Genomic DNA, 13,814 nt, shown 5'->3' on the forward strand with positions numbered 1-13,814 from the left:
AATGTTCTATACGATTGCACTTAACTGTAGGAATAACTTATGAAGAATAATCATACGCTGATTATCGGTAGCGGTATTGTTGGGGCAACGCTTGCTTTAAAGTTGGGGCAAGCAAAAATGCCCGTGACGTTAATTGATGCCCGTCCTGCACGTAGTGACTCAGAATGGCAACAGGTGCTTGGCAAACGGGATGCGCGCGTTTATGCCTTGAGTCTTGCCAGTATTAATTTGCTTAACGACGTGGGTGCTTGGCAAAAGATTGCTGCCTCTGAGCGTAAAGCGGACTACTCGCAAATGCAGGTGTGGCAACTAAACGGCATGGGCGAGCTATTATTTGGTGACAGTGTTGATAATCATCCTAACAGTCATTTACCGCAAATGCTCGGTAGCATGGTCGAGCCTGCTGTCATTGAACATGCATTGTGGCAACGCCTGTATGAAGATGATGTCAGTGACTATCTAACCATTATCGCGGGGCAAAAAGTTACAAACATGGATTGGTTAGGTGCAGAGCAAGGCTACCGTGTGACGTTAGACAATCAGACTGCTATCGATGCGATGCTGCTGGTTGGTGCCGATGGTCGTGGCTCATTTGTACGCCAACAAGCGGCGATTGGGCTGGACACACTCGATTATAATCAAACCGCTATTTGCTGTGCGATTCACACCGAAAAACCGCATCAAGCGACTGCGCGCCAAGCAATGCTGCCCACAGGTACGCTAGCGTTATTGCCGCTCGCTGATATTACTGATGCAGATAAAGCCAACCCACAACATTGGCAGTCGATCGTATGGACATTGCCGCGCAATCAAGCATTGGCGTTGATAGAGGAGGACGCGCGCGTCATTGCTGATAAATTGGCTGCTGCCAGTAACTATGAGCTAGGTGCTATCACTCAGATTGAGTCAATCGCTAGCTTTCCACTGACCGCGCAACAAGCAAAAAGCTACGTCGCGGACAATTTAGTCTTGATCGGTGATGCAGCGCATGGCGTCCATCCACTGGCGGGTCAAGGGTTGAATCTGGGCATGCTCGATGTACAGACTTTAAGCGAGCAATTGGCACATGATTTTGAACGTAGTGGTAGAACCAGTTGGGGCAGCAATCAAACGTTGCGTAGCTACGAGCGTTTGCGCCGTCCGCATAACAGTCTAATGATGCACAGCTTTTCCGCGCTTAATTGGCTATTTGCAGGGTCACTTGCACAGATGCGTCCTATTCAACAAATCCGTAGCGAAGGTATGTACCGCGTTAGCAAAATTAAGCCATTGATGAGACTGTTTGCTAAGCAGGCGAGTGGGGTTTAGGGTTTTGACTAAAATTATTAATTGAACTTTTTAACTAAACTAAGGATGGCGTATGAAGACTCAGTCATGGATGGCGATAGCCATCGTAATAGCTAGTTTTATTTTAGCCTCCTGCCAATCTACACCTAAAAATAATACAATAGATAAAAAGGCAGACAACACACCTAAAGTATTGATAGAACCACTTGCAGATACAGACAATGACGGCGTGCCCGATGAAATTGATAACTGTCCTAACACTGCTGAAGGGGTCAAGGTTGATCCCTATGGTTGTCCAGTGGCGGTCAATTTGATTGGGTCACTAGTAATGGATATTCGAGTCTATTTCACCTCAGATAGTATTACCCTAACCAACGAAGCTTATTTAACTGAAGTACAAAAGGTCGCTGAAAAAACGCGTAACAATCCTGACTTAGTTACCATTTTATCAGGCCATATCTCCAAAGCTGAAGCTGAAAACCGTCAAGCCACTAACGCCACGCCTAATAATAGACGCTTAGCGAGTAATCGCGTGAAATTAGTCAAAGATTATTTAGTAGAGCAAGGGATTGTTGCTGATAAAATTTTGGCGTTTGATTGCAGGGATAAAATTCAGCTTGGTGTTAATAATGAAGGTGCTAATATTGAAACTGAAAAGCATGCTGCTGAAATGTCATTGTTGAATCAAAGAGTTTTTGGGGCGGTAATAGAAGCTGATAAAGCATATTCTAGGAATTACCCTGATGAGCAGCATTCTTTGAAGCATTATAAAGAAGTCTGTCAGCAGCTTTAGAAGAAATAATTTATGAATACGCTATTGAGAAGTATACTTGTTGTTTTAATCAGCGTCTTAACGCTATCCGCATGTCAAACACATGACTTGTCTAACCAAAAAGCTCAAACTATTAATTTGCCAATTATTCTGATTAATTTAGATAGCGACGGCGACAGCGTGCCTGATGATTTAGATCAATGCCCAAATACGACAGAGAACGTGGTAGTGGACGAAAGAGGTTGTCCTGAGATTACAAGTCTTATTGGTATGCCTCCAATGATGGAGTATCGTGCTTTTTTTACCAAGGACAGCAGTGAATTACTGCCACAGTATCATGATGAGCTTGATAGAGTAGCAGAACAAATGAATAACTATGATACGGCTACTATGAAAATTGAAGCTCATGTCTCGAAGGATGAGGTCAATAAAGCTTCTACCTCAATGTTGCAATCAAACTCACTAGCTAAGAATAGAGCACTCATTGTTAAAAACTACCTAGTTTTAAATCACAAAATCGAGTCTAGTCGTCTGACTACTCTCGATTGCGGTATTAAAGGTTCTATTGCACCTTCTGATACCGAGGAAGGCAGATCTATGAATCGTAGAGTTTATAGCTTAGTAACTGATTTAAAAAACCACAAAGCTAATTATCATCAAAATGACCTAGGCTCAAACAGGTGTATCGAGTTTTAGTTTTTGTCATTTATTAATAAATAACCATAAGATAAAAATAACTACTCGAAGGCAAATCTCATGCTTATCCCTAAATACTGGGCGCAACACAAACAGCGCTTTGAATCGCTAGAAACGTCTAGTAACCCTTCCAAGCAAGCCACTATCAAACGTTACGGTTGGTCGGATGTCAGCCAAATGGAAGCGCTATCCCATGCTAAAGCGCGAGTAGATGACGCCCATGAGCGATGGCTGGCAGGTGAAGATATCTTACGTCGTGAGCGCAAGGAAGAGTATAACGAAGGCAATAGCATTCCTATTCGTGAAAAGATTATTTATGAGCATGATTTTCCAGAAAATGAATTATCTAATAATAGTGCAGCAGTAACGAAGCTCATTGTCACGCGCAACAGCTATGGCGCACAAGTCGCCAACGTCGATAATATTGCCATTATCGATGTCGATAATGATGATTTATTACGTCATAACTATCCTGATGATTATAACCATCATGGCTTTATGTCTGCCTTCCTCGTTAATCAAAGCAATCCCGCCAGCAAAATTAAAATTTGGCTTTTTGTTGTTGTTTTTATAATTATTGCCAGTGTCATCGCTTGGCTAGGACTATCATGGTTATGGCTGTTAGTCGTTATGTTTGGTGCGACTGCTTATTTGTGGCAAAAAGCCAACGTCAGAGACAAAACCCGCGCGCAAAAATATGCCGATGATGCCGCCTCACTACTGCCCTATATGACGGATTTAATCAAAAAACGTGTTGCGAATCATCCTACCGAATGCTTTCGTTTATATCAAACACCTGCAGGCTTTCGTATTATTGCGACTCACGATGTTGTATCGCCAAGTGATAACGTGGTCACGGAGTGGTTTGAGTATTTCCATGCAGATGCCAATTATGTTCGTCTATGCCAAGCGCAGCAGTGCTTTCGAGCGCGGCTCACTGCCAAGCCGTGGCGTTTGAGTGAGGTTGAAAATAATAAGTTGGCTAAAGATATCCCTGCTAAGGACTTTTGGTTTGGCTCTGATAATACCGATGTGGACAATAGCATTGAGCAACGTCAAGATGAGTTAAAAGCGCGTAAACAGTGGATTGTTGACTATGATCGTTTTACCCAAGGCTATCGTGCTTGTCATTATGTCGATAGTATGATTGGTAAAGAGGTTGCTAGGGAAAGTGGCAGTGGAGCACCTTCTCATATTGATGAGTTTATCCAGTGGCATGATAAGGCGTGTCAGGTGGAAAAAAATCTAGAGATGGCTTAGGTTATACTTTTTTTAATTAATTTTTTATGAATGCTAAAGTAGTATTTAATTATATAGAAGAAGGCTACTGATGAGACTTTATAGCGTTTTATTATTAATAGCATCTATTGCTTTAGCTGGTTGTCAAACTAATACAACTGCGCCGTCTAAAAAGCTACCTAAAGATGAAAATATCAGAACGATGCAGGCAGATAGCGATTTAGATGGCGATGGTGTGCTTGATGCTATAGACGAATGCCCTGAAACGCGACCCAATGTAGTAATTGATGCTAAAGGCTGTGAAATAATAATTGAGGGAGGCGAGGCACTTGAAATGGAGTTCAATGGGTTTTTCTCGCAAATGAGCAGTCAGCTATCTGATATCTATGATGCAGTATTTGTGAAAATAGCAGAAAATCTTAATGATCGCCCAAAAGCCAATGTTTTTATTTTCGGTCATGCAGCGACAAGTGAAATAGATAAAGATGCTTTAGCGACTTTTGGTTTCGATTCTTTATCACGCAATCGCGCGCTAATTATTAATAATAATTTAGTGTTGTAATATAATATCGATGCTGAGCGTATCCGTACTTATGAGTGCTCAAATAAGATTATAGTTACAGATACAGCGTTTATAGATCCAAGTTTTGAAAAGCTCACTCTTAAAAATATTGAGGCAAAACAACGCCGCGCAACTTTAATGGCGAGTAGTGAAGTTCATGATTTGATGAATCTTGAATATGATTCTGATATGCAAAAATATGGTGAATATGCCAAGCACTGTGAACTGTTCGAATAATAACGACTGATTTTCTTCAACCGTCAAATATTATTCTTACCCCAACGCCGAAAACACCACCATCAGAACTGGCGAGACAATATTAATAATAAAGCCAAAACTAATCGCCAATGGCACGACCTTTAGACCACCTGATTGTTGAATAATTGGCAGGGTAAAATCCAAACTGGTCGCGCCGCCAAGTCCTACGGCTGCTGATGGATATTTACGTATAAACACGGGAATAAATATCAATGCAAAAAACTCACGCACCAAGTCATTAAATAGCGCGACACTGCCCCAAACCGCGCCATAAGCATCGGTCATGACGATTGCTGATAGCGAGTACCAACCAAACCCTGATGCCAGTGCCAAGCCTTTGGTCCACGATACCTCACTGAACATCAGCGCAAATATCAAGCCACCAACCAATACAGCTAGTGTAAAGATGATACTCATCTCAACGCCGCGCTTATTCAGCAGCACTTCTTTTAGCGTAATACCTGAGCCTTTTAAGCCAATGCCGACCAACAAAATTAATATCATCAGCATCACTGTCATCGTATTTTCAGGCGGCATATAATTGTCTGGTAAGAAATAACCAATCACCATACCAATGACCACACAAACGACTTGAGCGAGGCTACCACGGATACTCACGCGATGTTCTTTAGATTTTACGCTGGGTTTTTTGGCATGCCATGGACGCAGTCGGTCAAATAACATCAGGGCAAACAAACCACTGCCAATTGTCAATATCGATAATATAGTCACATAAAGGGCAATTTCGCCTATCTGACTGCCAAGTCCTTCAACTTGTGACAGCTCGATACCAATCAGCGCTAAGATGATAAATACCAGATAAGATAAGCCTTTATCTGCAAGCTTTGTCATGGTTGGATGAGAAGGAATGGCAAAGCCAATAAACATTGGCATTAATACCAGAACAAGGGTAACTAGGCTTTGCATGGTGATTGGCTCGCGGCATTTTCAAAGGCGTTTTTAAGAAGCTGGAAATTGTATCACATGAAACGATCAATGCTGCCATGAGCGGCTAAGATTCCTTGTAAAAGCCGACTGTTTAACGACCAACTATTGAGCGTTAAGATAAAATCGTGAATCACTAAGCCGTAAGTCAGGATTTCATTCATGATAATTTGACTGCTAACAACGCTTAAGTATTTACCTGACCAACTTTTGTTGCTACATTAATAGACTTACTATATTTGGCTTGCCTCATGTCGCTATATCAGCTCAAGTCTCAGTTTCAAGATCAGCTGCGCCCAATAAGTGATGCGTTGGTCGAGCAAAAGGTGACTGCCAATCAAGTGACGGTGTCAGCCGTATTACTGAGCCTTGGTACGGCTTATGTCATTGCCAAACCCGCAACTGAGCAGCAGGCATTATGGTTGCTGTTACCTTCATCACTGTTTGTGCGTATGGCGCTCAATGCTATCGATGGCATGATGGCGCGTGAGCATGGGCAAGCCTCAAGGCTTGGTGCAGTGCTTAATGAAGTGGGTGATATCGTGGCTGATACGGCGCTTATCGCAAGTTTAGCTCCGCATGTTGCTAATGGTAACTTACAAGCGTCGGCAGTCAATTTACCAAACCGTATATCAATCCATCAGCGTCATATTGTCGGTCTGATTGCGCTTAGTATCAGCACCGAGTTACTAGGTATCACCAGTAATACGATGTTAGACATTAGAGCAAACCAAGGACCTCTAGGCAAAAGCGATCGTGCTTTTGTGCTCGGCGTGCTTGGCACTGTTATGGCAATTAAAGCACCGAGCGCGTTATCTCATATCAGAGTAGGGCAATTATTTATACTCACAGAGGCACTACTATTAAAAACCTGCTTGAATCGCCTGCGTTATATGGCAGATTTATACTTGATACGTAAACCACCCGCGCTTCGCTCAAATCACTCAGAAACTCTTAAGTTAATACCAGAGTCATCGCACAAATCAGTTTTTCTTCTTGGTTGCCAAGAGAATGTTGGTCAACCCAATACGCTATTTTTCGATGCTGTTTCATCAAATTATTCTTTATTAAATGTCCCTTTATCAAATTCTGCTATTAAAACTTCCTTTTTGGAGCCTAAGACAATGCCGACCACCCCTCTCGATAGTCATGAAAAAGTGGAGCAGGTTAGCGATACGCTCAATTTATCGTCTTCCAAATTGATAAGCGGTGAAAGTTGCTACAATGCTTACGATGGCACGGCGATTTATTACCGTTATTGGCTGACGATGCCTTTAGAGGGTATAAAAAAAGCCAGTCAGCCTCTGCGTCAAGTCATTCTGTTACATCGTGGTCACGAGCATTCGGGACGACTAGCAGAACTTGGGCAACAGTTTGCGGCAGCAGGCTATCAAGTATTCGCTTGGGATGCGCGTGGTAATGGGCGCTCGGGTGGTATCAAGGATCATGCCGAAAGCGTCACCGAGCTTGAGCGCGATCTAGACGGCTTTGTGCAATTGGTTATCGGTAAAACGGGCATTGCTATCGAGGATACCTTAATCGTCGCCAGTAGTATCGGCGCGGTACTCGCAGCAGCATGGGTACATGATTATGCTCCAAATATTCGCGGCATGATATTGGGTACACCAGCGTTGAGTATTCGCTTATACATGCCATTTGCCATACCGTCGCTAAAGGTGGCTCGCGCGCTTGGACTGATGTCACGCGTGAGCAGTTACGTCAAAGCGCAAGTCTTAACCCATGATAAAGACGCGCAGCAAGCTTATAATGCCGACCCGCTCATCTCAAACAGTATCTCGACCGATTTACTCATCGATACTCATGCAACGGGTCAACGCTTGCTCGATGATGCGGGTGCTATCACCGTACCGACGTTTGTATTATGTGCAGGCAAGGATTACGTGGTCGATAAGCAGGCAGAGCGCGATTTTTATGAGGCGATTAATACGACTGATAAACGCTGGCAATTATATCCAGACAGCTATCATGCGATTTTTCATGAGACCAATAAGGCAGACGTCTTTGCGGATTGTATTAATTTCGCTGAGCAAGTATTCAGTAAGGACATTAAAGCGCCTGATTTGAGCTTGGCGCATATGAATAGTGCCAGTAAAGATAAGGTTGACCGTTTAGCGATTAAGCCTTTTAATCCGAGCTTTGCCATTACTCGATTTGCCATGCAAAAATTTGGTCATGTCAGCGACGCGATTGCCACAGGACTGGAGCATGGGTTTGATTCGGGGCACTCGCTCGATCACGTTTATTATAATCAGCCCAGTGGTCAAAATAAATTTGGTCAAGCAGTCGATAAGTTTTACTTGAGCAATATTGGTTGGCAAGGAATTCGTATCCGCCGTGAGCATATATTGGAGCTGGCACGTGAAGCTCTGGCAGATATTGAAGACAAAAATCAGAGCAGTACTAAACCATACCAACCAAAACTACTCGATATTGCCAGTGGGCATGGTTTTTATGCGTTTGATTTGTTGACAGAGTTTACTAACTTGCACGCTGAGCTACGCGATTATGAGCAGCATAATATCCAAGCCTTACAGGCAAAGGCGGAGCAGTTAGAGATTGCTGATCGCGTGATGACTTGTCAAAAAGATGCGTTTGACCCTGCCAGTTATTCTTATTTACAGAAGGAAAGTGACAATACTAAAGGCCTTGACGATAAAAAATTTGATATCGCCATTGCTTCTGGCGTGTTTGAATTATTTTCTGACAATACACTACCAGCGACGGCATTAGCAGGCATTTATGACAGTTTAAAATCTGATGGTTATTTACTTTATACCAATCAGCCGTGGCATCCTGAACAGGAATTCATTAGCAAAACCTTAAACAATCATCGCGGCAGTAGTTGGGTGATGCGCTGTCGCTCACAAGCGGAAATGGATCAATTGGTTGAGAATGCTGGCTTTAAGAAAGTCGCCATGCGTATCGATCGTTTTGGTATCTTTACCGTGTCATTGGCAATTAAAGTCACCTCAACCAATCATGAATAATACGCATGCCAAGCCTTATGAGCGTGTGCAGCTTTTTTCAGGGGGCGGCGCACGTTTTGGCTATTATTTGGGCAGTTATGCGGCATTGGTTGCTCATGATTTGACGCCAGATATCATCGTCGGCACTTGCGGTGGCAGTCTGTCGGCTTATTTGGTCAATCTAGCGCCTGACCCCAAGGATTTGCAGGAGCTCATGTGCAGCCGTGAGTTGTACCGTGCCATTACAGCAATCAGACATGTCGCGCCAGACGAAACCAATAGGCGATTAAAGATACGTTATATGACGCAGGCGCTTAAACGCTGGCGCTTGTCACGGCAGGTTTCTAACCGCCAAAAACAGCAGCAAGCAGATAGCTACGATCGACTATTAAGTGAGTTGCAGCATTTAGCGATGTTTCGGATAAATAACGAAGGGCAGTGGCTAGATGAATTGTCTCATTTTTCTCCTAATCACAGTAATCTATATAACCCTACCGCGCCAGAGATAGTCATTATCGCCAGTCGACTGTATCAAGCGCCCAATCAACCCAGCAATCAAACGCCTACTGCTGATAGTTCTGTTTACGATGAGTTTAAACTACAAGAGTTATTATTTGCGCCACCGCGTTTGGCAGCATCAGAGCACTTTGAGCAAATGCTTAACTCACCAGTGCATACGTTTGCCGATAGGCGTATCCATCAGTCAGTAAATATCGTAAAGCAGTGGGAATTTAATTCAGCGGTTCGTGTTTCTATGGCAGATATGTATTATCTACCGCCCATGCATATTGTAACGCTCGGCTGGTGTTTGGGTGGCGTTATTAATCTCACTCCTATTGAGCTAGCATGTCAACTGGGACAGACGGTATTTGCAGAGACCAAGGCAGGTTATGATTCTTATCTTGCTGCACCTGCGATTCAGCGTGTTTTTGGTTTTGACCCAAATGAGCGCTTGGCACAGGTGCATGGTTATGAGTCAGCGGAAATACAGTCGCTCGCCGATTCTGCTGAAACTTATCAACGAGTGAATCAGCTACACTGGTTGCCCTTTGCAGATAATAGTCAGAAGTTGGCAGGACAGCATGTACAAAAGCGTTTTAATATAAAGCAAATGACCGTTGAGCTTATTCACGGTGACTATGATGGTTTTGTGCAGCAAATGCAGGCGCAATGGCAGTATGGGTATCAGCTTACGGCTGACTATATACAGCAGCATGGTCTATGAACTCTAAAATGAAAAACATCACACAGTCGACTTCAGCTCATAAGCCATCACATATTGTCGTTTTTGGCGGTACGAGCGGTCTTGGCTTGGCATTAGCATTGCATCATCAGGCGCTTGGCTGGCAAGTGAGCGTGGTTGGTCATAGCGTAGAGAAGATAGCCCATATCAATAGTCAGCATCCTAATATTGTCACTCACTGCTGTGATTTAACCGATAGCGCGCAAACACAAACGTTGTTAGAGATTTTATCTGATATCAGTTTTCAAAGACTGATTTATAGCGCTGGTAGTTACACCAATGAGCGTGTCCATCATCTAAGTCAAGCTGACAGCGATAAAATGCTAGCAATTAATCTGCAAGCGTTCGAACAAGTTTTTAGGTGGGCAAGTGAGCAATTAAAACAGCAAAGTTATTCATTGGATTTTAATAAAAGCAACAAACTCAGCCTGATTTGTATCGCTTCTATCGCCGGTACTATGGAGTATCCTTATGCCAGTCTTTATGCCAAAAGCAAACGCGCCATGATTGCGACTGCCAGCGCTTATCGAGCGGCACTTGTGCCGTACCATATCCAAGTCAACTGCATCGCCTCAGGCTATATAAATACTCAAGCATTACGCGATTTGAATGACGGCGATGCCAGTCATAAGCCATTCGTCATCAGTACGCAAACGGCGGTTGAGAATGTTATGCAAGCCATTGATGATGATGTTGAGCTGGCAGTATTTCCGCGCTCCATGCGTTATATTACTCGGGCGCTAAACCATTTACCAAAGCCATTACTAAATTTGATATTGCGTAGTAGATTGGATAAACCTACTGGATATACTAAATAAAGGAAATACAACTATTATAACGTGCTACTGGTAGCAATTTTTCTTGCTTGCTGTGCATACGCCGACAGAGGCTGCGAATAATTAATCCCAGTAGCACTATATTCTTTTAAAAGTAGATCGACTATACCAGCTTACCCAAGCAGCCAATAAAACAAGGTAAATAGCGGCACGCCAATGAGCAAGCTATCTACTCTGTCTAATACGCCGCCATGTCCGGCGAGCATCGTACCTGTGTCTTTCACCCCGTGCTGACGTTTAAAGGCGGATTCTAATAAATCTCCAGCGATACCACTGACCGCTAACCCGTAAGCGGCTAATAAGCAAATCCACCAGTTAAAAGGCGTGAGCCAAATGCCTAATAGCGTTGCCAATATCGCCGCTAGCATACTGCCGAAAAGAGCGCCTTCGATACTTTTATTCGGGCTAATAATTGGGGCAAGACCACGCTTAAATAGCTTGTGACCAAGCAATCGTCCGCATAAATACTGGGCAATATCATTAAATTGACTGGCGAATAACACAAAAAATAAAACGCCATACTGCTCGCGCTGCCAGACCAGTTGCTGTAAAGCAATGAGGCTGACAATCAGGGCGATAAAAACAAAGCTAAAGACTAGGTCTAACAGATTTAGACGCGTATAAGTTTGAGAGGAATGAGCAGGATTTTGGCTAAAAGGTATGGTCATGGGCTGTAAACCACGTGCTTGCAGCTTTTTAATCAGCCCCGACTTGCTATGTAAGCACCACAAACGTTTAATCTCATAGCAGCCACGCAAACCAATTAAAACAAAAAAAGCGATGAGTAGCCACTGATAAGGGTAGGTAGGAGGCTGCATGGGTTGGCTATTATTCGTTACCTTAGCGATAACGTAACACGCGCAAAGCGCCGCTAACATGAGCCACCATGAGCGCGCGATTAAATAGATTTTCGGTAAGCGCTGACGTAAGCGAGGTAGGGCAAGCATGCCCCAAGTCACACTGACGACCATCATAAGTCCGATCACAAACTGCAAATCAGTAGCCATATTTTTAGCAATTCAAGGTCAATAAAGAACGGCAAGTTACCGTTTTTCATGGCTAAAATGGCGGCCTCCAATTGCTGTTAGATGTTAGCAACTGTATTTACCACTCTAGCCTCTGTGTCATCGATTATAGGCTGAAGCAGCCAATCAATGCCACCCTCTTTGCTGCCTGTTTTGTCAGCTTCTCTCAACTTCGATAAGGGTGCAATCACACTGGTTCGAGGTGTGGATGCCAAATGTGGATAGTCTTGACGATAGTGACCACCGCGGCTCTCATGACGCTGATAAGCAGATTGAATAACCAATGTGGCTAATTGTAATTGTCGTGCTAATTGAAATAGTGTCAGCTCATTCAAAATAGTAGCGTTGTCTTTATTATAGATGCTTAGTTGATTAGAGTCGTAACAGTTAAGCTGTTGTTGCCATTGCTGTATTTGTAAAAGTGCTTGTTCTAACTGCTGAGCATCACGAGTAATGCCCATATGGGAGGTCATCAAAGCTTTCAGTTCTGCGGTTATTCCAGTGGTGTCAGCATTTATATTGACGTTATCATTAGTATAGCTTTCATATTCAGTAGACGATGGCAAAGTAATGCGCTGACTATCTTTAAGCGTTGGTGCTGTCCAAATGGCAGTTGCTAATAACTCTGAGTGATCATAACTGGTAACGTGATTTAGATTTTCTAATGCTTTTAAATATCGCGGTAAGTCAGCAGCGATATTGCGCCCAACGACTACGCATTCTAAAAGTGAATTACTTGCTAAGCGATTCGCACCATGCAAACCTGTATAGGCAACTTCGCCAGCTGCATAAAGCCCTGTCACATCGGTTACACCATTGGCGTCAGTAACCACGCCACCGCAACTGTAATGCGCAGTCGGGGCAACGGGGATAGGTTCCCTAGTCATATCAATGCCGAGGTTGAATAATGTTTGATAAATCTGTGGGAAATGCTCCCGTAAAAATTGGTCTGGCAAATGACTGACATCTAAATGTACGTAGCCAAGTCCGTTATTACTGATCTGCTCAGCGATGGCGCGAGCGACTATATCGCGTGGTGCCAATTCTGCCCGTTCATCAGTTTCCAACATAAAGCGTTTGCCAGTTTGCGGACAGGTCAGCCGGCCACCTTCACCGCGTAGTGCTTCCGATATTAAAAAACCACTGTCTGCCACTGCTAAGCCCGTCGGATGAAATTGGATAAATTCTAAATTTGCTAAGCGGCAGCCTGCTTGCCATGCCATCATCACACCATCGCCGACACAGACGTTGGGTGCACTGGCACGCTTAAATAATTGACCCATGCCACCACTAGCCAGTACGACTGCGCGACTATAAAAAGTCAGTTGTCGTTGATTATTATGATCAAAAACTTGCGCCCCTTGGCATGGCTTATTTGGATTGGCACTGTCTGTTAAAAGGCTCAGCGCTTCATGATAAGGCAAAATAGTGATATTGGCAGCGTTTTGAGCCTTTATAGTCAAGGCTTCCATAATATGCCGACCAGTGGCATCATCGGCATGTGCAACTCGCCGACAGCCATGACCGCCTTCTTTGGTTAAATGTAAGTCGGCAGTTTGTAGTTCAGTCTGTAGTTTGGTGACAGGTTTTGCATTATCTTCTTGCGGTATTTGGGTAAAAGGCACACCTTGCTCACATAGCCATTGGACGGCCTGTTGCCCGGCACTTAAAATGCTGCTGGTATTGTCAGCTTCGCATAACCCTGCGCCAGCGATTAGGGTATCGGCGATATGGTCAGCGACAGAGTCCTCTTTATCCAAGCTTGCCGCGATACCACCTTGGGCATAATGACTGGAACAGACTTCCAAGGCGGCTTTGCTCAATACGGTAATGTTTAGCGATTTTGGTAATGCTAGAGCCGTACTTAAGCCTGCTAATCCCGCGCCAATGATAAGTACGTCATTTTGTACCATAGCAGCAGGGCTATCGAGACCTAATGATTCCGCTGTCAATGCCGCACTCAT

11 protein-coding genes are annotated in these 13,814 nt (G+C 43.8%); 8 read left to right on the plus strand and 3 right to left on the minus strand.

Annotated features, from left to right (window positions below):
- Positions 1-39 precede the first annotated feature (39 nt).
- From JMW94_RS08685 to JMW94_RS08705, 5 genes are all read left to right on the plus strand, one after another.
- Positions 40-1,308 carry an FAD-dependent monooxygenase gene (locus tag JMW94_RS08685; RefSeq protein ID WP_201603984.1) on the plus strand — a complete coding sequence of 423 codons (1,269 nt, stop codon included), beginning with the start codon at positions 40-42 and terminating at the stop codon, positions 1,306-1,308.
- A 52-nt stretch (positions 1,309-1,360) separates the two neighbouring features.
- Complete coding sequence (locus JMW94_RS08690) at positions 1,361-2,080, plus strand: OmpA family protein (protein ID WP_201603986.1); 720 nt, start codon at positions 1,361-1,363, stop codon at positions 2,078-2,080.
- Positions 2,081-2,092: 12 nt separating this feature from the next.
- Positions 2,093-2,755, plus strand: a complete 663-nt coding sequence (locus JMW94_RS08695) for an OmpA family protein (RefSeq protein ID WP_201603988.1) — start codon at positions 2,093-2,095, stop codon at positions 2,753-2,755.
- Between the two features lie 60 nt (positions 2,756-2,815).
- Complete coding sequence (locus tag JMW94_RS08700; protein WP_201603990.1) at positions 2,816-4,015, plus strand: hypothetical protein; 1,200 nt, start codon at positions 2,816-2,818, stop codon at positions 4,013-4,015.
- A 70-nt stretch (positions 4,016-4,085) separates the two neighbouring features.
- Positions 4,086-4,556: a hypothetical protein gene (locus JMW94_RS08705; protein ID WP_201603992.1), complete on the plus strand. Its 471-nt coding sequence runs from the start codon at positions 4,086-4,088 to the stop codon at positions 4,554-4,556.
- Positions 4,557-4,829: 273 nt separating this feature from the next.
- Here JMW94_RS08705 and JMW94_RS08710 read toward each other — a convergent pair whose 3' ends face one another.
- On the minus strand, positions 4,830-5,741 hold the full coding sequence (locus tag JMW94_RS08710) for a lysine exporter LysO family protein (protein ID WP_201603994.1): 912 nt from the start codon (positions 5,739-5,741) through the stop codon (positions 4,830-4,832).
- 269 nt (positions 5,742-6,010) lie between these two features.
- On the opposite strand from JMW94_RS08710, the gene JMW94_RS08715 reads away from it, so the two are divergent.
- The 3 genes from JMW94_RS08715 to JMW94_RS08725 are packed head-to-tail and all read left to right on the plus strand — an operon-like array spanning position 6,011 to position 10,807.
- Positions 6,011-8,767: an alpha/beta fold hydrolase gene (locus JMW94_RS08715; protein WP_201603996.1), complete on the plus strand. Its 2,757-nt coding sequence runs from the start codon at positions 6,011-6,013 to the stop codon at positions 8,765-8,767.
- The gene (locus tag JMW94_RS08720) at positions 8,760-9,971 is read left to right on the plus strand and encodes a patatin-like phospholipase family protein (RefSeq protein ID WP_201603998.1); all 1,212 of its coding nucleotides are present in this window, start codon (positions 8,760-8,762) and stop codon (positions 9,969-9,971) included. The genes JMW94_RS08715 and JMW94_RS08720 overlap by 8 nt, the downstream gene beginning before the upstream one ends.
- A gap of 8 nt (positions 9,972-9,979) precedes the next feature.
- Positions 9,980-10,807 carry an SDR family NAD(P)-dependent oxidoreductase gene (locus tag JMW94_RS08725; RefSeq protein WP_201604000.1) on the plus strand — a complete coding sequence of 276 codons (828 nt, stop codon included), beginning with the start codon at positions 9,980-9,982 and terminating at the stop codon, positions 10,805-10,807.
- A 131-nt stretch (positions 10,808-10,938) separates the two neighbouring features.
- Here JMW94_RS08725 and JMW94_RS08730 read toward each other — a convergent pair whose 3' ends face one another.
- Entirely contained in the window at positions 10,939-11,832 is an 894-nt protein-coding gene (locus JMW94_RS08730) for a phosphatidate cytidylyltransferase (protein WP_201604002.1), read from the minus strand.
- A 77-nt stretch (positions 11,833-11,909) separates the two neighbouring features.
- On the minus strand, positions 11,910-13,814 hold the full coding sequence (nadB, locus tag JMW94_RS08735; protein ID WP_201604044.1) for an L-aspartate oxidase: 1,905 nt from the start codon (positions 13,812-13,814) through the stop codon (positions 11,910-11,912).

It is taken from the genome of Psychrobacter immobilis (genome assembly GCF_904846185.1).
Classification (GTDB): domain Bacteria; phylum Pseudomonadota; class Gammaproteobacteria; order Pseudomonadales; family Moraxellaceae; genus Psychrobacter; species Psychrobacter immobilis_B.